This is a genomic window from Streptomyces sp. CB01881 (assembly GCF_002953255.1).
Classification (GTDB): Bacteria; Actinomycetota; Actinomycetes; order Streptomycetales; family Streptomycetaceae; genus Kitasatospora.
This window is the reverse complement of record NZ_CP026498.1, coordinates 1,376,910-1,394,710: the sequence shown is the minus strand read 5'-3', so window position 1 is coordinate 1,394,710 and position 17,801 is coordinate 1,376,910. Positions and strand designations below refer to the sequence as shown.

Genomic DNA, 17,801 nt, shown 5'->3' with positions numbered 1-17,801 from the left:
GCAACCCCGCGGGCGCGGGGTCAGGGCGGGCAGCGTGCGGTCCGTCGGGAAGACGACGGCGAGTGCGGTGAGTGCGCGAGTGAGGCGAGGGCGGGCCGCCGGGCGCTCGGCGGGGCCATCGGGTCAGCAGGTCCGGATCGCCGGATCGCCGGATCGCCGGATTGGCGGACCGGCGGACCGGCGGCGATTGCAGCATGCGGAGGACAGTGCCGGGTCGGCTCGGGTGCGGAGTGCGCGTCCATGTCCATGGCGGGCGCAGCCCACTGCAGCACGACGGGCTGACGGCCCAGCTCCTGACCGAGAGTTGGAGATCACGGGCCCGGACTCTTCGAGACTCAGCCGGCCTCAGGCAGTGTGCGGGCGATCAGCTGAGTCGTTGATCTGGTCGCCCGAGCCGTTGCCCTCGCCGGTGCAGGCCGCTTCGGCGCCGCCGGGAGCAGTGTGTCGACGCAGGACCGGCGTCCGGGACCCGAGTGCGACGCCGATGTCCTGAAGCATCGAGCCGACGGAGTCCCACAACGGGGTCCCGAGCCCCCTGCGCTCGTGATCCCACAAGAAGACCGCGCCGTGGTGCTCGCCGACCCGAAGATCGACGATGAGGCCATCACCACCAGGACTCATCGCGATCGGCATGAACTCCGGCAGGAACCGGGGTTCGTCCGCCCCACTCCGATCGAAGTGCGATTCCTCCTGATCCGCGACGAGAAGCCAGATCTCTCGTGTCTCCAGGGCCTCCTCCAGCGTCACCGGAGCGAAGGGTCCCGGGATCCAGTAGTCGGCTCTGACGTTGCCCAGGGTCCACCATTCCCGCACGTCGGTAGGGAGCGTCACTGCCAGCTCGGCTTCGACTGCACGGAGGCGCGTCGCATCCACTGCCGGCCTGACGGGGGCCTTTCGGACGTGCGCGCTCAGCCGGCCGTCGATGCGGTCCCACGATTCCCGCACACCGTGATCAATGGGCGTCATGGCCGGCAGTCTCCCAGGCCGCTCCGACACCGGCACCCCGCTCCGAGGTTGCGGGCTGCCGGAGCCGAACGGGCCCCACGCCGCGCGGTGGAAACCGTCAGGCGTATCACCTTCTCCCGCTCCGTGTTCGCCGCGCTTCCATGGGGGCGGGCAAGGGCGGAGAACAGGAGGTCCGCGTCGTCGCAGGCCGAGACCTGGCCAGGGAGTGTGCTGACGGCCAGGGAGAGTGCTGACGGCGAGTGCGGTGACCGGTCAGGTCCAGGTCCGTGTCGGAGGGAGTGGCCAGGCCGGGGGTGTGGGGAGGGGGCCGCCGGTGATGGTGAGGGGGGCGGTGCCGGCGCGGCCGGTGAGCCAGGCGAGGATGGCGTGGCCGGGGGCGGTGACGGCGGGGCCGGACGGCGCGAGGGTCCATCGTCGGCCCAGGTCGACGGCGTCGACCCGGCCGAGCGGGAAGTCGAGGGCGGCCAGGGTGGTGAGGGTGTCGTCGAGCGCCCAGGCGACGTAGGGGGCGGGCCAGTCGGACGGGCCGTGGCCGGCAGCCAGGTCGGTGTGGTGGGCCTCCAGCTCGCGCCAGCAGCGGTACAGGGTGAACCGCGCCGGGTGCGGCCAGCCGGCTGCCGCCGTCACCTCCGCGTCCCATGCGGTGGCGGGCATGGACCGCGCGTCCTCGATGAGGGCGGCGAGGGAGTCGTGCAGGTCGTTCACCAGGTCGGGGGCCGGTCGGGCCGTGCTGTTCTCGACGGCGCGGGCCAGGGCTCCGGCGTCGGGGCGCGGCCCCGGTTCGACGCCGGTACGGGCGGTGTTCAGCAGCCGGCGGTAGGCGTCGGCGCTGCGGGCGAGGTGGGCGACGACGTGTGCGCGGGTCCAGCCGGGGAGGGCGGAGGCGGCGCGCAGGTCGTCCCCGGTCAGGGCGGCGAGAGTGCCGGCGAGCCTGGCGCCGGAGTGGGCCAGTTCGTCGATGAGGGCGGACCGGGAGGCGTTGAGGGGTGGGGTCATGACGACGAGACTGCCCGACGGCCGACCGCGACGGTGCCGCGGGCCCTCCCCGGCCCACCCCGGTGCGGATCCGCCCCGATGCAGGTCCACCCCGGTGCGGACCCGCCCTGATGCAGACCCGCCCCGATGCGGATCCGCGCGGATCCGGATCCGGGCGTGCGCGTGGCTTCACGGGGAAGGGCGCTGCCCGCCCGTGTGCAGGAGCCGTTCCCGGACTGACGGGGCGCCGTCGAGGAGTCGGCGGATGCGGGTGCCCTCGTCACGTGAGGTCACCCTCGGCAGCGGGCCGAAGCCGTCGGGGAGCACGTCGAGCAGGCTCACCGGGTGCTCTCCCGCGCGCAGTGTGATCAGTGGCTCGCATCGCAACTGGCTCGGGACGGACGGGCGGTGGGACAGGTTGTGCCACAGCGCCGGCTACAGGTAGTGGGGTCGGTCGGGTGCCGCGACGGTTGCCGTCCGCGCCGGGTCCAGACGTTGGCCGAGGCGGAGTTCGAAGGCCCGCTGCTCCAGCCCGAGCAGTGCGGGTGTGTCGACGGCCTTCACCTCGCGGGGCACGGGCTGGTCCGGGTTCGTCGCCTCATGGTGTCAGGCGGTCTCCCGGGAGGGTCCGTCGGTCCCGGCGGAGTCAGGCGAGGAACTCGGTGATGTGGTCGTTGAGTTCGGCCGGTCGGGCGGTCAGGAGGTTGTGGTGGGAGAGACCGGGCAGGACGGTCACGGTGGCGGTGGGGAGGGCCTGCCGGGCCAGGTCGGCGAGGCGGCGGGCATCGTGCGGGCGGCTCTGTTCGGCGAGCAGGACCAGGGTGGGGGCGGTGAGGGCACGGAGGCGGGCGCGGGCCGGGCGCGGGCCGGTGATCGGGCGGGTGGCGGGGAAGCCGGCGTGGCCGAGGGCGTAGACCTCGCGCCAGGCGGGGTCGAGGCCGGTGCCGCGGGTCTCCCAGTCGAGGTAGGAGCGGGTCCTCCCGGCGGTGCGGGGCGGCAGGAAGATGGGGAGCACGCGCAGCAGGTAGCCCGGGCGGAGGCCGGCGAAGCACTGGGTGGGGTCGAGCAGGGCCAGCCGCCGGATGCGCGCCGGGGCGTGCAGTGCGTATTCCAGCGCGATCCAGGCGCCGTACGAGTGGCCGCAGAGGTCGGCCTCGGGGACGGAGAGCCCGTCGAGGACGGCGTCCAGCCAGCCCAGCAGACCGGGCACGCCGTTGAGTGGCGGGCCGTCGAGGATGCTGCGACCGGGGTCGCCGATGAGGTCGACGGCGAGGACCCGGTGGCCCGCGGAGGCGAGCGCCCCGACGTTGGCGAGCCAGCTGGTGGAGGTGGCGCCGCCGCCGTGGAGCAGCACCAGCGGGCGGCCGTCGCGGGGGCCACAGGCGTTGACCCGGGTGGTGCCGTGCGGGGTGCGGACGGTGAGGGCCTCGATGGGGACGGGCCAGCGGGCCAGGGCCGCGTCGTACGCGGCGAGGAAGCGGCCGAGGCTGGCTTCCGGGGGTGCGGCGGGGTCGGCGGTGCCGGACGTCCTGGTGGAGCGTGCTGCCATCGTGTCCTCCGGTGGATCGCGAACTCACTCGCTGATCAATAATCTCGCTGAGCGAGAGAATAGTCGCACGGGCGTGCCCACGGAAGAATGGCAGGGTGGACGAAACCGAGGAACCAATGCAACTGGTCCATCTGCTGCGCGGGCTGACCGTCGAACTCGACCTGTTCGGGGCCGAGTTCGCCGGACGTCACGGCCTGCACCCGACCGACCTGCGGGCGCTGATTCACCTGCTGGACGCCGCGCGGGCCGGGACGGTGGTGACCCCCGGGCGGCTCGGCGAGGCGCTGCGGCTCAACTCGGCCGGGACCACCGGCCTGATCGACCGGTTGGAGCGGCTCGGCCTGATCCGGCGCGAGCGCGACCCGGGGGACCGCCGCAAGGTCAGGCTGGTGGTGGAGGAGCAGGCGATGGAGCTGGGGCAGGCCTTCTTCGGCGGCCTGATCGCCGACCTGGTGGCCGCGATGGGCCGCTTCGACGCGGGGGAGTTGGCGGCGGCCCGGCGCTTCCTGCTGGCGATGACGGAGGTGGTCACCGCGGCCCGTGAGACGGACTGAGTGGTCCGCCCCGGGCCCCCGAGGCGGGGCCCGGGGCGGACCGGGGGCGGTGCGGGGGTCCGGTGCGGGGAAGGGGGCCCGGGGGCTACGGCAACCGGAAGCTGCCAGTGGGGCTTCAGAGGCTTCAGGCCGGCGAACTCGTCGAGGACGGCGACCCTCAGCTCGTGGGCGCCGTCCGGCCGGGTCTGCTCGTAGTACAGGTGCCAACTGCCCCGGGCCGCGACCACGTCGGCGTAGCGGACGCCGAGCCAGGGGGCGTCCGGGGTGAGGCGGTGCCACTGCCGCAGATCGGGGGAGACGGCGAGGCCGCACCGCTCCTCGTAGTTGCCCCGGCGCTCGCCGAGCCGCTCGTCGTGCACGGACTGCCGGCCGACCGGGTCGGCGAGCTCTGCGAACTGGTCGGCCTGTCAACGGCGTTGCTCGACGCCCTGCCGCACCGGCTCTCCGGCGGCCAGCGCCAGCGGGTGGCGATCGCCCGGGCGCTCGCCGTCGGGCCGGAGGTGCTGGTGGTTGACGAGCCGACCTCGGCGCTGGACGTCTCCGTCCAGGCGCAGATCCTCAACCTCCTCGCCGACCTGCGGACGCGGACCGGCATCGGGCGGGTGTTCATCTCGCACGACCTCGCGCTGGTCCGCCACCTCTGTGACGAGGTCCTGGTGATGCGGCACGGCCGGGTGGTCGTCCACGTCGACCCGTTGGGCGCCGAGCAGTTGGTACGGGCGGTTGCGGCCGGGCACGGCCAGGCGTTCCTGGGCGGCGACAACGCCAAGGCCACCGGCCCGCGCGGCGGCCTGGCGGCCTGGGACCTGGCGGCCGGGCGCGAACTCTGGCGGACCGGAACCGACTTCGGTTCCGGCATCAGCAGCCTGGTGGTGCACGGCCACCGGCTGTACGGGATCACGGTCGACGGGCAGGCCTTCGCCGTCGACCTGAGGGCCGGACGGGCCGGACGGACGGGGTGGACCGGGTGGGCCGGGCAGGAGGGGCGGCCGGGGAGGGACGGCGGCCGCGTCCCCGTGGTCGGCCCGCGCGCCGACCTGCGGGCGGTCACCGCGGCCAACCCGCGGCTGCTGGTGGCGCGCGGCCGGCTGTACGGGATCAGCGAGCGGACGCTGTTCCGGCTCGACCCGGAGACCCTGACCGCCACCGTCCTGCTGGAGGTCGACTCCGAGTGGTACAGCGGCGCCCGGCTGGCGGCCGACGAGCGCGGCCTGCTCTACACCCTGCGTGGGCGCGAGCTGGTCGCCGTCCGGGACGGGTGACGGGGGAGCGCCGGCGAAGGGTTGGGCCGGCGACGTCCAGGGCTCAGAACAAGGTCTCCCCGTAGTGGTCTCCGGGGTGGCCCTCGCGCAGCAGGCAGATCTCCGGCTCCTGGAGGTGGGGCGGTCCGACCGGACCGGCCGCGGCCGGGCAGCGCGAGGCCTTCTCGACCGCGTACTGCGGCCAGGACGCCCAGTGCAGGTCGTAGCCGCTGCCCTGGACCAGCGCGGAGTGGGCGCCCCCGTGCCCGGCGACCAGCTCGCACCGTAGCTGCGGCACCATCGTGAAGGCTGCGTCCGGCATGGTGTCGAAGCGGTCCAGATCGGCCGGGGGGAGGGTGACGGCGGCGGGGCACTGACGCTTGTCCACGGGTTCGCGGTAGGCGTGGGTCATGGCCGCCGGCATCCCACTGGGCCGCCCGGGACCGGTAGGTTTCCGCCCTGTTGTACGCCTCCTGTCCACCTGGGGTGGGTTTCCACCGGCTCCTGCCCGGGCGTCCGGGCGTCCGGGAGGTTTGGGGCGTCATGAACGCCAGGGACGTCAGGGACGTCCGGGACGGCGACGGGTCGGGCCGGGTCAGGCCGGCCCGAGTGCCCAGCTGACGGCCGAGAGCGTCGCCATCGAGACCAGGGTCGACCAGAGCACCGAGTCCCTGGCCAGGGCGGTGCCCCGGCCGTACTCGCGGGCGTAGGTGAACACGTTCTGCGCGGTCGGCAGGGCGGAGAACAGCACGACGGTGAGCAGCTGGTGCGGGGGCAGGTGGAGGAGGAACGCGCCGACGGCGAACGCGGCCAGGGGCTGTATCAGCGTCTTGACCGCGACGGCCACGCCGACCTCGGCCAACCGGGCCGGGCCGGCGGCCGCCGGGCGATGGTGCAGCGACATGCCGAGCGCCACCAGTGCGGTCGGCACACCGGCGCCGCCGAGCAGCTGGCAGGACCGCTCCACCTCGTCGGGCAGGTGCCACCCCGTGGCGGTGGTCACCGCGGAGACCGCGGCGCCGATGGCGACCGCCAGCAGGACGGGGTTGCGCAGGGGGAGGGTGAGCAGCGCGCGCCGGCCCGCGCGCCCGCTGTCCAGCACCGTCAGCACGGCCGGAGTGACCAGCAGGATCTGGAAGAGGACCACCGGAGCGACGAACGAGGCGTCGCCGAGCACCTGCATGGCGACCGGGATCCCGAGGTTGGCCGAGTTGACGTAGCCGGCCGCCATCCCGCCGATCGCCCGCTCGGGGAGCGCCCGGTCGAACAGCCGGTGCGCAGCCAGCAGCCCGAGCCCGGCCGCGACCGCCGTCCCGGCGGCGAAGGCCAGCATCGAGGCGTTGGCGAACCGGTCCAGCGGGGTGCGCGCGATCATCACGAAGAGTGCGGCGGGCATGGCCACATGGAACACGAAGCGGTTCAGGACCATGTCGGCCTGCGGTCCGAGCAGGCCGCTGCGTCCGACCAGGTAGCCGACCGCGGTGAGGACCCAGATCGGGGCGAAGCCGGAGAGCAACGGAGGCAGGCTGGGCATGGGTTCCTCAAGGGGGCTCGGGCCGCTTCGTCGGGTTGGCGACGTGGCGACATGGCGACATGGCCGCGTCGGCGAGCTGCCGCGGTGGCGACAGGTCGTGTCTGCGGTCCGTGGGCACGGCCAGGGGTCGCCCGGCACCGCCGCAGTCAACCAGATGCCCGGAGCCCTACGATGGCCTGGTGGACTATCTGAGCCTGGCCGAGGTGGAGACCATCGCGCGGCGTGCGCACGAGGGACAGGTCGACAAGAACGGCCACCCCTACAGCGAACACATCGCCGCGGTCGCCCACGGCGTGGCGGACCGCGGGGGAAGCGAGGAACAGATCGCGGCGGGCTGGCTGCACGACGCGATCGAGGACGACGTGCTGACCCGGGACTGGCTGGCCTCGGCCGCGCTCACCGACACCACCAAGTCGATCGTCGACGCGCTCACCAAGCGCCCGGGCGAGGCCCTGGAGGAGTACACCGCCCGTATCCTGGCCACCCCCGGCGCCCTGCTGGTCAAGCAGGCCGACCTCGCCCACAACTCCGACCCGGCCCGGCTGGCGACCCTGGACCCGGCGACGGCGGAGCGGCTGGCGGCCAAGTACCGGCGCACCCGCGCGCTGCTCGGCCTGGACGAGGGCTGACGGAGGCCGGCGGACGAAGGCGGGCTGAACGGAGGCCGGCTGACGGAGACCGGTCGGCCGCCGTCGTCGGGCGACCGACACCGTCCGACCGGCCGCCAGGTGGTGCCGTCGGCCGACGGGGCCGGGACGAACCGGGCGAACGGGTCACCGGTGCCTGCGCAGTGCCCGACGAGCAGGGCGCGGAACCGGTCCAGCGGCTCCGCGTGCCGGGCGCCCACCGCCAGGTTGACCATCTCGCCGGGATCGGCGTCCAGGTCGAAGAGCAGGCTCGCCCGGGACGGCGCGCAGAGCGGCTGGGGGCAGTACGCCTGGCGGTAGTTGGTGCCGGCGGCGGCCAGCGCGTCCATGTTCGGCGTGGCGAGGTGCGGATTGCCGGCCGCGCTCATGGCGTCGGCGGTCTGCTGGTCCGTCAGGACGACGAGGATGTCGGGACGGTCAGGGCCGTCGGGCTTGCCGGAGCCGTCGGGACGGTCCTGCCCGTCGGGGCGGCCGGAGCCGTCGGGACGGTCGTCGGGTGTCGTCATGGTCAGGCCATCCGCTCGTAGGCGTCCGCGTCGAGAGCCCAGCGCAGTGGCTCGCCGGCCGTCCAACGCTCGAACTCGCCCACCACCAGGTCCCCGAGGCGCCGGCGCTCCAGCGCCAGGCTGCCGGCGAGGTGCGGGGTCACCATGACGTTGGGGAGTGTGAACAACGGCGAGCCGGGCACCGCCGGCTCGGGGTCGGTGACGTCCAACACGGCGAACAGGTCCGGCCGTTCGGCGAGGACGGCGAGCAGGGCGGGCTCGTCCAGGACGGCGCCGCGCGCGGTGTTGACCAGGGTCGCGCCGGGCTTCATCGAGGCGAGCAACCGGCGTCCGACCAGCCCCCTGGTCTCGGCGGTGAGCGGGGTGTGGACGCTCACCACGTCGGCGGTGGCGAAGAGTTCGTCGAGGCCGACCGGTCGGACGCCCGTCGGGGCGGGCACGTACGGGTCGTGGGCGACGACCCGGACGTCGTAGTCGCGCAGCCGCTCGCAGACCAGCCGGCCGATGGCGCCGAGCGAGAGCACGCCGACGGTCGGCCTGTACGCGCCGCGCGCCCGGCCGGCCCGGACCGGCGCGCGGGCGGCGCGGGCCGCGAGGACGTGGCGCCAGCCGTTCTTCAGGGCGTAGACGATCTGGGCGACGGCGAACTCGGCCACCGGGACGGCGTTGGTCTGGGCGGCGGTGACGATCGGGACCCCGGCGGCCCAGAACGCCTCGGTGGCGATCCGGCCTACCGAGCCTGCGGCGTAGGCCACCAGGCGCAGCCGGGGCAGGCGGGCGAGGGTCGGGGCGTCCAGCACGGGACCGCCCCAGCCGATGAACAGTACCTCGACACCGCGCAGCGCCTCCGGTTCGGCGGCCAGCCGTTCGGTGCTCCACACCCCGCCGGGGGGCCGTCCCGTTCTCGGCCACGTCGGCCAGGCGGGCCACCCGGGCGAGGGCCTCGGGGCCGTACCCGTCGGGAAAACGCCCCGGGTCCATCGCGAAGGCGGCTGCGAACATTCGCGTCTCCCTTGGTCGAGTGCCCATGGGAGAGTTTCTATCACGTTGAGAAATAGTAGGGAGGGAAGGGTGGCGAGGGAGGGGCGGGGAATGGCGGCGAGGGAGGGGCGGGGAATGGCGGCGAGGGAGGGGCGAGGGAGGAGTGAGGGTGCGTGGGAGGCGGGCCCGCGGCATACAGGGGCGGGCGCACACCCCGCCCTGGCCCCGGTCGGGGTGCCGGCGCGTGCCGAAGGTGCCCACGTCGGCGGGAGGTGAGGGCGCCCCCGTCGGCGCGAGGTGGAGACGCCCCGTCAGCGCGTGATGAAGGTGGCCCCGTCGGCGAGGCGGACGGCTGCGGCTGCGGCGCCGACCAGTTCGGTGGTGGTCGAGTGCACCATCGTCAGCCGGGGCATCACCGGCACCCGCCCGTGCAGCCGGGACTCGATCGCGGGCAGCATCTCGCCCGCGCTCTCCCAGAACAGCCGCCCGCCGAGCGCGATCAGTTCGGGGCCGAGGACGGCGGAGAGGTTGGCCACCAACAGCGCCAGGTCGTCGGTGAGCTCGTCGATCAGGCGGACCGCGGCGGGCTCGCCGGCCCGCCCGAGCCGGAACAGTTCGGCGACCCGCTCGGCAGGGGAGCCGGTGCCGACGGTCAGGCCGGCCTCGGTGATCCGCCGGTCCACGGCGTGGTCGCCGATCCGGGACTGGGTGTCACCGGTGCGCCCGAGTGGCCGGTCCAGGGCCCGGCGGTCGGTCATCAGCTGGCCGAGGGAGCCGGCCGACCCGAGCCGGCCGCGGTGCAGTCGGCCGCCGAGCACGATCCCGGCGCCGACCTCGATGCCGACCACCACCGCCGCGAGGTCGCTGACCCCGGCGGCGGCCTCGCTGTGCTGCACCGCCAGGGCGACCAGGTTGACGTTGCTCTCGACGGCCACCGGGATGCCGAACCGCTGCTGGAGCAGCGCGTGCAGCCGCATTCCGGGCCAGTCCAGTGCGGGCGCGAACTCGACCGGCCCGGTCCGCTCCCGGACCACCCCGGGGACGCCGACGACCAGCGCGCGGGGCGGGCCCGCATGGCGGCCGGCCCACTTCCGCAGGCCGTCGACCAGGGCCAGCAGGGGGCCAGTGAGGTCCTCGGTGGTGAGTTCGCGGGTGCGGGCCGGGCCGAGGCCGGTCCAGTGATGCTCGGTCTCGTGCAGCACCGTGCCGTGCAGGTCGGTGACCACGCCCACGATCCGGCGCGGCCGCATGGCGACGGCCAGCACGGTCTGCGCTCCGGCGTTGTAGCGGATCAGCTGCGGCGGGCGCCCGCCGCTGGACGGCGCCCGTTCGGCCTCCACGACGACGGCGCCCTCGGCGCGCAGCACCTCCACCAGGCGGTGCACGGTCGCCGTGCTGAGCCCGCTCTCGACGGCCAGCTGCTGCCGGGAGAGCGAGCCGTGCCGGCGCAGCACCTCCAGCAGCACGGTCCGGTTGACCTGCGCCACGGTCTGCGTGGTGGCGGTCGCCGGAGTGCGCGGGGGCTGGGGCACCGGGTGCTCCTCGGGCCGGGCCGGGCGGGGCCCGAGCGTGCGGGACTTTGTCTCGGCCCGAATATATCCGAACGGCGGTGTCGGCCCGGCCGGTGTCCCGCGCCGGAAACGGGCGAGAGGGCCCGTGTACGCGGATCGCGCGTGCACGGGCCCTCTCGGTCACCCCGGTTCTCCCTGTCCGATCCCCGGGGTGAGGGGGGACAGTGGTCTGACGGAGGTGTCGGTGCTACACCGGCTCAACGGTTCGGCGGGGCCGAAGCGGAGCGGCTTAGTACCAGTGGTGGTTCTGCCAGAACGACCAGGCGGCGTTCGGGCTGCCGTAGCGGGAGTTCATGTAGTCCAGCGCCCACTTGATCTGGGTGGTCGGGTTGGTCTTCCAGTCCGCACCGGCCGAGGCCATCTTGGAGCCCGGCAGCGCCTGGGCCAGGCCGTACGCGCCCGAGCTCGGGTTGGTCGCGGTCACGTTCCAGCTCGACTCGTGGGAGATGATCTGGCTGAACGAGGCGAGCTGGTTGGCCGGCACGATCTGGGCGGCGATGGTCTGCGGGGAGGCGGTCGCGGCCGAGGCGGCGGCGGGCATCAGGCCGGCGCCCAGGGCGGTCAGACCGGCGGCGCCGGCAAGAAGTGCAGCAGAGGTACGCATACGGAGCTTGAAAGCGGGCATGTAGAACAAGACCTCAATCGGGTTGGGCCGGTGTCACGCCCCGCCTCGACCAGTGGCCGGACAGGGGCCGAAACGGTCGCGGGGCGTGACTCGGCAGCTAGCCGCTTTCCCGGCGGGACAGGTGCCGGGGCGGCTGACGACTGAGCCATTGTTGCCAGACCGGATCGGCCGCCGCCAAGACCCCCTGCTTACGATCCACCGTCGTAGCGAGGGTGTGCGCCGTGGAATCGAAGGCCCGCCGTGGCGGCTGGTGTCGTGCCCACTGACCTGGGCGAACGCGCCCGCCGGGGGTTCCGGCTGCCCGTCGTCCGGTGGCCACTACCGGTCGTCGTGGCGGTGGTTCGCGTGTGAGCGCACTCACCGGACGCCTATCGGGGTCCGTCACCGACCGCTCGGTCGGCACCACTGCGTGTGCAGACGATCTGAGAGCGGCGCCACACGCCGGCCGGACCGCGTCGCCGCCGCGGCTTCGCGGGCGGACGTCGACCACGTCGCCGCCGCGGCTTCGCGGGCGGACGTCGACCACGTCGCCGCCGCGGCTTCGCGACCGACCGCCGCCTCGACGTGGTCGCGTGGAACGCCCTCGGTACGGAGCTGCTCGGCGGCCTCGCCGACCCGGCCCGTCGCGACCGCAACAACGCCGCCTTCCTCTTCCTGGACCCGGCCTCCCGCGATGTCCACCCCGACTGGGAGGACCGGGCGCGCGAGGCCGTCGGCCAGCTGCGGGTCGCCGCGGGCCGCTACCCGGACGACCCGGGCTGGCCGCACTGATCACCGGACTGTCCGACCGCGGCGCGGACTTCCGGCGGATCTGGGCCACCGGCGAGATCGTGATGTGCGCGGCGGGGCGCAAGCGCCTGCGGCACCCGGTGACCGGGCCGCTGACCCTGGACTTCGAAACGCTGCACGTGCCGGCCGAGCCCGGTGAGACGGGCCTGGTGGTGCACGTCTTCAGAGCCGGGAAGGGCACCCCGGAGGCCGCCGCCCTGGACCCGCTGGCCGCGACGATCGCCCCCGTCCCCGGCGCTCCCGCCGCCCCCGTCCCCGGCGCTCCGGCCGTCCCCGTCCCCGGCGCTCCCGCCGCCCCCGTCCCCGGCGTCCCGGCCGTTCCCGGCGTCCCGTCCGGTCGGCGGGACTGACCCGACCGGACGGGATGCAGGGGCCGGCTGCTGCCCGGTTGACGACGAGGCCGACCCCGCAACGCTCTCGGGGGTGCGGAATTCCGTTGCCGGCAAGGGCGGCCGTGGACGACGCTTCCGGCATGGAACATCCCCAGCAGGTGATCGAACTGGACGGCTTCACGCTGCGCGCGTTCAACGGCGAGGCGGACCTTCCGGAGTTCCTCCGGGTCATCGAGGAGTCGCTGGAGCACCTGCGGCCGTGGATGGGCTGGGTGGCGGAGCACAGCGAGGCGAACACCCGCGCCTTCCTGGTGAAGCGCGCAGAGCGGTGGGCGCGTGGTCAGGACTACAGCTACGCGATCGTGTCGGACGGGGAGATCGTCGGCGCCTGCGGGCTGTTCCGCAGCGCCGACGATGCGGACGGCGGCCGCGAGATCGGCTACTGGCTGCACCCCGCCGCCACCGGCCGAGGCCTGGTCACGCGGGCGGTCCGCGAGCTCGTCGAACAGGCCTTCCGCCTGCCCGGCGTCGAGTTCGTCGAGGTCGTGCACGACCCGGCCAACCTCGCCAGCGGTGCCGTCCCGGCCCGCCTCGGCTTCACCGAGCACGTCCGCCGCCCCCGCGAGCGCGTGGCCCCCGCCGAGACCGGCGAGGAACAGATCTGGCGGCTGACCCGTCACCGGGCGAAGGCCCTCGCCGCCGAGGCCGGCTGAGGGGGCCGGGCGCTCACGGTGGCGGATCCACCGCGCGTGGCATGCGTCGGCCGGTGCCGATTGGTCGGTGGCGACCGGCCGACGCAGCCCGGCCGGTGCCCCCGGTTGGCGCCGACCGGCCGTGGCCGACCCGGGCCGGCCGCCTGCGCATCGGACGAAGCAGCAGGAACCGCGCCGCCCGCCGGTCAGCCGCCGGGGATCATGCCGAGGGCGTCCGGCCGGCCAGCGTGTCGCCCAGGCGCCGGTGGCGGCCGGCCCGGGCGGCGAGCCGCTCCGCCTCCGGAAGGGCGGTGAGGGCGCCGAGCGCCGTGCCGACCGCCCGCCCCAGCCGGTCGCAGAAGGCGGCCGGCTCCTCGGCCGCGTCCGGTAGTTCGGGCACGACGGCGTCGACCAGGCCGACGTCCGCCAGGTCGTACGCACCGATGCCCTGGGAGCGGGCCAGCTCCGCGGCGTGCGCGCCGTCGCGGTGGACGATTGCGGAGGCGCCCTCGGGCGGCAGTGGCGCGAGCCAGGCGCGTTCGGCGGCGAGCACCCGGTCGGCGGGCAGCAGGGCGAGCGCGCCGCCGCCGGATCCCTGGCCGAGCAGGACCGCGAGGACGGGTGTGCGCAGGGCGAGCAGCGTGGTGAGGCAGTGCGCGATCTCGACGGCGATGCCGTCCAGCTCGGCCTGCGCGGAGAGTTCGGCACCGGCCGTGTCGACCACCGTGACCAGCGGCAGCCCGAGCTGTTCGGCGAGCCGGGCGCTGCGGCGGACGGCCCGCAGGTCGGCGGCGGTGAACGGGCGCTCCCGGTCCGGCTCCTGCCGCTGCTGGCCGATCACCAGCGCGGGCCGGCCGTGTAGCACGGCGAGCGCCCGCACCAGCGCACCGTCCCGGCCGCCGGGGGAGTCCAGCAGGACCAGTTCCCCGGCGGTGCGGCGCAGCAGCTCGCGGGTCCCCGGCCGGTCGGGGCGACGGGTGCTGCGGACGGCCTCCCAGGCGTCGGGACGGGTCCCGGGCCCGGTCGGCGGCGGCTCGGCCGAGGTCGGTTCCGAGCCCGAGGCCGGTGTCGGTTCCGAGGTCGGTGCCGGCTCCGGGGCCGGGTCAAGGCCGTCCGCCCGGCGCTCCGCGGTCGTCGCGCCGAGGGCCAGCACGGCCAGCGCGCGCCGCAGCACCTCGCGCAGCTCCTCCGGTGCGACCACCGCGTCCACCAGGCCGCGCGCGGCCAGCGTCTCGGCGCGCTGCACGTCCGCAGGCAGCTCCACGCCGCGCAGTTCCTCGTACACCCGTGGGCCCAGGAACCCGAGCCGGGCGCCCGGCTCGGCGAAGACCAGCTGCCCGAGTGTGCCCCAGGAGGCGAACACCCCGCCCATGGTGGGGTTGCGCAGGTAGGTGAGGTACGGCAGTCCGGCCGCGCGGTGGGCCTGGACGGCGGCGGTGATCCGGAGCATGCAGAGGAAGGCCGCCGAGCCCTCCTGCATCCGGGTCCCGCCCGACACCGGCAGGGCGACCAGCGGCAGCCGTCCGGCGGTCGCCCGCTCCACGGCCCGGGTGATCCGTTCGGCCGTGGCCACCCCGATCGACCCGCCGAGGAAGCCGAACTCGGAGGCCACCAGCGCCACCGCCCGGCCGCCGATCCGTCCGGTCCCGGTGACGACCGCCTCGTCCGTTCCGGTCCGCTCTCGCGCCCGGGCCAGCGCCGCCCGGTAGCCGGCCTCGGCGGGCTCCGGGCCGAGCGGCTCGTCCCAGCTCGTGAACGTTCCGGGATCGACGAGCAGTCCGAGCAGTTGGCGTGCCGTCAGAGAAGTTCCCGTACCCAAGGTCCCACCCCGTCAGCCGAGCCGCCCGCACCGTCAAGATCCACCCTACGCAGTGGTGGCGGGCCCGTCCCGGTCCGACGTGCGGATGTGAGCAGGCCGACAGCCTCGGGGAGCCGGGAAAAACCCCGTCGCCGCCGGGGCGGGGCTTCGGCATGATGGCGGCCGTGGACACCGAGACGCTCATCGAGACCTGGACCCGCCTCATCGACCACCCTGCCAAGTCGCTGGTGCTGTTCGAGCACGGCACCTGCGTGGTGCTGACCGGGCCGGCCGACTCCGACGATCTCGCGGCGCGGGCGACCGCGCTGCTCGCCGAGGCGGGACCGGTCCGTCCGGGCTCCCCCGCGGGGGACTTCGGCGTGATCGACCTCGGGGAGGCCGGTGGCTGGGTCGTCACCGGCGACCACCCGGACGTCCTCACCTACGTCGGGCCGGCCGAGCCGGGTGACGACTCGACGCTCGCGGTCGGCGTGTACGGGCGGGGCAGGCGTCACCAGGACGGCACAGGGCTGCGGGTCGTCCACGTCGAGGACCGGCGGGGCGCCGCCGGACCGGCATGAGCGCCCGAGTGGACCGGGAACACCCGCTCGTCCGGGAGGTCTTCCCCGCCTTCGCCCGCGAGTTGACGGCCCTCCTGGAGGCGGAGGGTGAGCGCGACCTGGCCCTCGTGGCCCGTGATCTCCGTCTGGTTGCGGAGTGCGGTTGCGGCGATGACTTCTGCCAGAGCTTCGCGACCGCGCCGCACCCGAAGGGGCAGCCGTTCGGTGCCGGCCACCGGTGCGTGCCGCTCCCCGCCGAGGAGGGGCTGCTCGCCCTGGACGTGCTGGACGGGCGGATCATGTACGTCGAGGTGGTCGACCGGGCGCCGCTGCGGGACGGGCCCGGACGCCCGGACTGAGCCGCCGGGCCTCACCCGCGGGCGACGGCCGGCTCCGACCACCGGGCCCCGCCGTCGGGGAGGCGCCCGTCGTACACCGCGACCCCGCACGCCGGGGCGCCGCACGCCGGGATGCCACACGCCGGGATGCCACACGCCGGGGCGCCGTACACCGCGACGCCGCACGCCGGGGCGCCGCACTCCCGTACCTCGTGCACCGGGACGCCGCACGCCCGGTCGTAGCGTTCGGCGACCAGGCGGGCGAGGGCGTCGTGGGTGCCGAGCGGGTCGCTGGTCCAGCGGGCGGGGGTGGCGGCGGCCCGGTCGGCGAAGAAGCCCGGGCCGAGGAGGTAGGTGGCGACGGCGACCCGGCGGTGTCCGGCGGCGTGCAGGGCCTCGACCGCCTCGTGCGGGGTCGGGCGGGCCGCGGACAGGTAGGCGGGGACGACGGGCCGCCCGTCGCCCAGGCGTGCGGCGAGCAGACGGGCCGTGCGGCGGGTGTCGGCGGCGGCCGCCGGGTCGGAGGAGCCGGCCGCGGCGAGCACCACCGGGCCGGCGCCGGGGGGACGGCCGCTCCCGGCGAGCCGGTCGGCGAGGACGGCGGCCAGCAGCGGGTCGGGGCCGAGCGAGGGCGCGAGCCGGACGTGCGGCAGCCGGGCGGCGGCCAGCGCGCCGGGGATGTCCACCCGGAGGTGGTAGCCGGTGCCGAGGAGCAGCGGCACGAGGACGGCCGGTTCGCCGTCGGCCAGCCGGGCCAGCGCCTCGGGCAGGGACGGCGCGGCGAGGTCCAGGAAGCAGCAGCGGACGTCCAGTTCGGGGCGGAGCACGCGCACCCGCTCCAGCAGCTCGCGCGTCGCGGCGACGCCGGCCGGGTTCCGGCTGCCGTGCGCGACCGCGAGCAGCACCGGACGGTCGGTGGTACGCGCGAACCCGCCCATCAGCCCGCCGCCAGGCGGTAGCCGCGCTTGGGCACCGTCCGGATCAGCCCGCCGTGCGGTCCCAACGCGGCCCGCAGCCGCCCGACCGCCGCCTCGACGGCGTGCTCGTCCGCCGTCGCGTCGGCCCAGGCGGTGCGGAGCAGTTCGGCGCGGCTGAGCACCCGGCCCGGTCGTTCGGCGAGGGCCCGCAGGACGGCGGCCCCGCGCGGGCTGAGCCAGTGGCTCCGGCCGTCGACCATCACGGCGTTGCCCTGGAGGGTGAGCGTCCGCCCGGCGACGGTGACGTCCTGGCGACCGCGGCCGGGCAGGGTCTCGGCGAGGAGGCGGACCAGCGAACCGAGCCGGCCGCGCTCCGGGAAGACCGCGGGCAGGCCGAGCTCGGCGAACGGCCGGGCGCAGAGCACACCGACGCAGACGGGCAGGACGTCGCCCCGCAGCGCCTCCAGCAGGGGCTCGCGCAGGCCCTCGGCGGTGGCCGTCTGCACGAACGCGGTGACCGCGGGGGCGCTGGTGAACGTGAGCGCGTGGACCTGGCGCCGGACGGTCTGCTCGACCAGCCGCCGCACCGGCGCCGGGTCGTCCGGCGGCTCCCAGCGGTAGACGGGGACGGAGATCACCTCGGCGCCGCGTTCGCGCAGCGCGGCCGCGAAGGCGTCCAGCCGGATGCCGTGCTCCTGGACGGCGATCCGGCGGCCGGCCAGCGGGCGGGCCAGCAGCCAGGTGAGCAGCTCGTCGGTGGCCTCGGTGTCGGGGGAGAAGCCCTCGCCGAGGCCGCTGGCCCGGACCGCACCGGTGGCCTTGGGGCCGCGGCTGAGCACCACCGCGTCCCGGCAGGCGTCGGCGAGGGCGGTGCCGCGGCCCCAGCCCTCGGCGGCGCTCATCCAGCCGCGCCAGCCGACGCCGGTGGTGGCGACCACGTAGTCGAGCGGCGCGGCCAGGCAGCGTTCGGTGGCCTGGCGCAGGGCCAGGTCGTCGGCGAGCGGGGTGATGCGCAGCACCGGAGCCTCGACCACCTGGGCGCCGCGCCGGGTGAGCAGGGCGACCAGCTCGTCGCGGCGGCGCGCGGCGGTGACCCCGATGGTGAAGCCGGTGAGGGGCCCGGGCTGCCCGCTGGGACGCGGGCCGGTGGGGGAGGGTGCCATGGCCGCAAGGGTGCGATGGCCGCGTTACGTGGGGATTGCCCGCCCGTCACCTGCGCGTTAGCG

General features: G+C 75.3%; 22 protein-coding genes and 1 pseudogene. 10 read left to right on the top strand and 13 right to left on the bottom strand.

From position 1 onward, the window contains the following. Positions 1 to 345 precede the first annotated feature (345 nt). The 5 genes from C2142_RS06130 to C2142_RS06115 all read right to left on the bottom strand — a co-directional run bounded on the left by C2142_RS06130 (position 346) and on the right by C2142_RS06115 (position 3,490). Entirely contained in the window at positions 346 to 966 is a 621-nt protein-coding gene (locus C2142_RS06130) for an SMI1/KNR4 family protein (RefSeq protein ID WP_148641446.1), read from the bottom strand. A gap of 252 nt (positions 967 to 1,218) precedes the next feature. Then, positions 1,219 to 1,962 (bottom strand): maleylpyruvate isomerase family mycothiol-dependent enzyme, encoded by a 744-nt coding sequence (locus C2142_RS06125; protein ID WP_148641445.1) that lies wholly within the window; start codon positions 1,960 to 1,962, stop codon positions 1,219 to 1,221. 168 nt (positions 1,963 to 2,130) lie between these two features. Beyond that, entirely contained in the window at positions 2,131 to 2,283 is a 153-nt protein-coding gene (locus C2142_RS39415) for a hypothetical protein (RefSeq protein ID WP_241002406.1), read from the bottom strand. A gap of 93 nt (positions 2,284 to 2,376) precedes the next feature. After that, positions 2,377 to 2,517 carry a hypothetical protein gene (locus C2142_RS39410; RefSeq protein WP_241002405.1) on the bottom strand — a complete coding sequence of 47 codons (141 nt, stop codon included), beginning with the start codon at positions 2,515 to 2,517 and terminating at the stop codon, positions 2,377 to 2,379. Positions 2,518 to 2,587: 70 nt separating this feature from the next. Next, the gene (locus C2142_RS06115) at positions 2,588 to 3,490 is read right to left on the bottom strand and encodes an alpha/beta fold hydrolase (RefSeq protein ID WP_148641444.1); all 903 of its coding nucleotides are present in this window, start codon (positions 3,488 to 3,490) and stop codon (positions 2,588 to 2,590) included. A gap of 116 nt (positions 3,491 to 3,606) precedes the next feature. Between C2142_RS06115 and C2142_RS06110 the strand changes: the two genes are divergently transcribed. The 3 genes and pseudogenes from C2142_RS06110 to C2142_RS39400 all read left to right on the top strand — a co-directional run bounded on the left by C2142_RS06110 (position 3,607) and on the right by C2142_RS39400 (position 5,306). Further along, positions 3,607 to 4,044, top strand: a complete 438-nt coding sequence (locus C2142_RS06110) for a MarR family transcriptional regulator (RefSeq protein ID WP_148641443.1) — start codon at positions 3,607 to 3,609, stop codon at positions 4,042 to 4,044. Positions 4,045 to 4,418: 374 nt separating this feature from the next. Then, positions 4,419 to 4,724, top strand: a pseudogene (locus C2142_RS39405) (ABC transporter ATP-binding protein); the annotation flags it as partial. Continuing rightward, positions 4,704 to 5,306, top strand: a complete 603-nt coding sequence (locus C2142_RS39400) for a PQQ-binding-like beta-propeller repeat protein (RefSeq protein WP_241003120.1) — start codon at positions 4,704 to 4,706, stop codon at positions 5,304 to 5,306. The pseudogene C2142_RS39405 and the gene C2142_RS39400, both read left to right, overlap by 21 nt. A 43-nt stretch (positions 5,307 to 5,349) precedes the next feature. Here C2142_RS39400 and C2142_RS06100 read toward each other — a convergent pair whose 3' ends face one another. Continuing rightward, on the bottom strand, positions 5,350 to 5,697 hold the full coding sequence (locus C2142_RS06100; protein WP_148641441.1) for a hypothetical protein: 348 nt from the start codon (positions 5,695 to 5,697) through the stop codon (positions 5,350 to 5,352). A 183-nt stretch (positions 5,698 to 5,880) separates the two neighbouring features. After that, a complete protein-coding gene (locus C2142_RS06095) occupies positions 5,881 to 6,819 on the bottom strand; it encodes an AEC family transporter (RefSeq protein WP_148641440.1) in 939 nt (312 codons plus the stop codon). Positions 6,820 to 6,998: 179 nt separating this feature from the next. Between C2142_RS06095 and C2142_RS06090 the strand changes: the two genes are divergently transcribed. Both C2142_RS06090 and C2142_RS39395 read left to right on the top strand, forming a co-directional pair. Beyond that, the gene (locus C2142_RS06090; protein WP_148641439.1) at positions 6,999 to 7,448 is read left to right on the top strand and encodes an HD domain-containing protein; all 450 of its coding nucleotides are present in this window, start codon (positions 6,999 to 7,001) and stop codon (positions 7,446 to 7,448) included. A 161-nt stretch (positions 7,449 to 7,609) separates the two neighbouring features. Further along, positions 7,610 to 7,993, top strand: a complete 384-nt coding sequence (locus tag C2142_RS39395) for a hypothetical protein (protein ID WP_241002404.1) — start codon at positions 7,610 to 7,612, stop codon at positions 7,991 to 7,993. Here C2142_RS39395 and C2142_RS06080 read toward each other — a convergent pair. The 3 genes from C2142_RS06080 to C2142_RS06070 all read right to left on the bottom strand — a co-directional run bounded on the left by C2142_RS06080 (position 7,975) and on the right by C2142_RS06070 (position 11,128). Beyond that, positions 7,975 to 8,853 carry a hydroxyacid dehydrogenase gene (locus tag C2142_RS06080; protein WP_206670903.1) on the bottom strand — a complete coding sequence of 293 codons (879 nt, stop codon included), beginning with the start codon at positions 8,851 to 8,853 and terminating at the stop codon, positions 7,975 to 7,977. The genes C2142_RS39395 and C2142_RS06080 overlap by 19 nt on opposite strands. A 411-nt stretch (positions 8,854 to 9,264) precedes the next feature. Continuing rightward, positions 9,265 to 10,485: an ROK family transcriptional regulator gene (locus C2142_RS06075; protein ID WP_162002416.1), complete on the bottom strand. Its 1,221-nt coding sequence runs from the start codon at positions 10,483 to 10,485 to the stop codon at positions 9,265 to 9,267. A 268-nt stretch (positions 10,486 to 10,753) separates the two neighbouring features. Beyond that, on the bottom strand, positions 10,754 to 11,128 hold the full coding sequence (locus C2142_RS06070) for a transglycosylase SLT domain-containing protein (RefSeq protein WP_241002403.1): 375 nt from the start codon (positions 11,126 to 11,128) through the stop codon (positions 10,754 to 10,756). A gap of 585 nt (positions 11,129 to 11,713) precedes the next feature. On the opposite strand from C2142_RS06070, the gene C2142_RS39390 reads away from it, so the two are divergent. From C2142_RS39390 to C2142_RS06060, 3 genes are all read left to right on the top strand, one after another. After that, entirely contained in the window at positions 11,714 to 11,920 is a 207-nt protein-coding gene (locus C2142_RS39390; protein WP_241002402.1) for a hypothetical protein, read from the top strand. Then, positions 11,836 to 12,288, top strand: a complete 453-nt coding sequence (locus tag C2142_RS06065) for a hypothetical protein (protein ID WP_241003119.1) — start codon at positions 11,836 to 11,838, stop codon at positions 12,286 to 12,288. The genes C2142_RS39390 and C2142_RS06065 overlap by 85 nt, the downstream gene beginning before the upstream one ends. A 122-nt stretch (positions 12,289 to 12,410) precedes the next feature. Next, entirely contained in the window at positions 12,411 to 12,983 is a 573-nt protein-coding gene (locus C2142_RS06060) for a GNAT family N-acetyltransferase (RefSeq protein WP_148641435.1), read from the top strand. A gap of 199 nt (positions 12,984 to 13,182) precedes the next feature. On the opposite strand, the gene C2142_RS06055 is transcribed toward C2142_RS06060, so the two are convergent. Next, positions 13,183 to 14,781, bottom strand: coding sequence for an acetyl-CoA carboxylase carboxyltransferase subunit alpha/beta (locus C2142_RS06055; RefSeq protein ID WP_241002401.1), 1,599 nt, complete (start codon positions 14,779 to 14,781; stop codon positions 13,183 to 13,185). A 155-nt stretch (positions 14,782 to 14,936) separates the two neighbouring features. Here C2142_RS06055 and C2142_RS06050 point away from each other — a divergent pair, with 155 nt between their 5' ends. Beyond that, on the top strand, positions 14,937 to 15,341 hold the full coding sequence (locus C2142_RS06050) for a hypothetical protein (protein ID WP_148642218.1): 405 nt from the start codon (positions 14,937 to 14,939) through the stop codon (positions 15,339 to 15,341). After that, positions 15,338 to 15,679: a hypothetical protein gene (locus tag C2142_RS06045; RefSeq protein WP_148641434.1), complete on the top strand. Its 342-nt coding sequence runs from the start codon at positions 15,338 to 15,340 to the stop codon at positions 15,677 to 15,679. Before C2142_RS06050 ends, C2142_RS06045 begins: the two co-directional genes overlap by 4 nt. Positions 15,680 to 15,690: 11 nt before the next feature. Here C2142_RS06045 and C2142_RS41440 read toward each other — a convergent pair whose 3' ends face one another. Continuing rightward, positions 15,691 to 16,596 carry a CbiX/SirB N-terminal domain-containing protein gene (locus tag C2142_RS41440; RefSeq protein ID WP_148641433.1) on the bottom strand — a complete coding sequence of 302 codons (906 nt, stop codon included), beginning with the start codon at positions 16,594 to 16,596 and terminating at the stop codon, positions 15,691 to 15,693. Continuing rightward, positions 16,596 to 17,738: a uroporphyrinogen-III synthase gene (locus C2142_RS06035; RefSeq protein ID WP_148641432.1), complete on the bottom strand. Its 1,143-nt coding sequence runs from the start codon at positions 17,736 to 17,738 to the stop codon at positions 16,596 to 16,598. The genes C2142_RS41440 and C2142_RS06035 overlap by 1 nt, the downstream gene beginning before the upstream one ends. Positions 17,739 to 17,801: the final 63 nt, after the last annotated feature.

What these genes read in the sequence shown, in the direction of transcription:
- C2142_RS06070 (WP_241002403.1), bottom strand. Translation starts at nt 11,128, where the DNA reads ATGCGTACCTCTGCTGCACTTCTTGCCGGCGCCGCCGGTCTGACCGCC.
- C2142_RS06060 (WP_148641435.1), top strand. Translation starts at nt 12,411, where the DNA reads ATGGAACATCCCCAGCAGGTGATCGAACTGGACGGCTTCACGCTGCGC.
- C2142_RS41440 (WP_148641433.1), bottom strand. Translation starts at nt 16,596, where the DNA reads ATGGGCGGGTTCGCGCGTACCACCGACCGTCCGGTGCTGCTCGCGGTC.
- C2142_RS06045 (WP_148641434.1), top strand. Translation starts at nt 15,338, where the DNA reads ATGAGCGCCCGAGTGGACCGGGAACACCCGCTCGTCCGGGAGGTCTTC.
- C2142_RS06125 (WP_148641445.1), bottom strand. Translation starts at nt 1,962, where the DNA reads ATGACCCCACCCCTCAACGCCTCCCGGTCCGCCCTCATCGACGAACTG.
- C2142_RS06100 (WP_148641441.1), bottom strand. Translation starts at nt 5,697, where the DNA reads ATGACCCACGCCTACCGCGAACCCGTGGACAAGCGTCAGTGCCCCGCC.
- C2142_RS06095 (WP_148641440.1), bottom strand. Translation starts at nt 6,819, where the DNA reads ATGCCCAGCCTGCCTCCGTTGCTCTCCGGCTTCGCCCCGATCTGGGTC.
- C2142_RS06130 (WP_148641446.1), bottom strand. Translation starts at nt 966, where the DNA reads ATGACGCCCATTGATCACGGTGTGCGGGAATCGTGGGACCGCATCGAC.
- C2142_RS06115 (WP_148641444.1), bottom strand. Translation starts at nt 3,490, where the DNA reads ATGGCAGCACGCTCCACCAGGACGTCCGGCACCGCCGACCCCGCCGCA.
- C2142_RS39400 (WP_241003120.1), top strand. Translation starts at nt 4,704, where the DNA reads ATGCGGCACGGCCGGGTGGTCGTCCACGTCGACCCGTTGGGCGCCGAG.
- C2142_RS06050 (WP_148642218.1), top strand. Translation starts at nt 14,937, where the DNA reads ATGGCGGCCGTGGACACCGAGACGCTCATCGAGACCTGGACCCGCCTC.
- C2142_RS06110 (WP_148641443.1), top strand. Translation starts at nt 3,607, where the DNA reads ATGCAACTGGTCCATCTGCTGCGCGGGCTGACCGTCGAACTCGACCTG.
- C2142_RS06035 (WP_148641432.1), bottom strand. Translation starts at nt 17,738, where the DNA reads ATGGCACCCTCCCCCACCGGCCCGCGTCCCAGCGGGCAGCCCGGGCCC.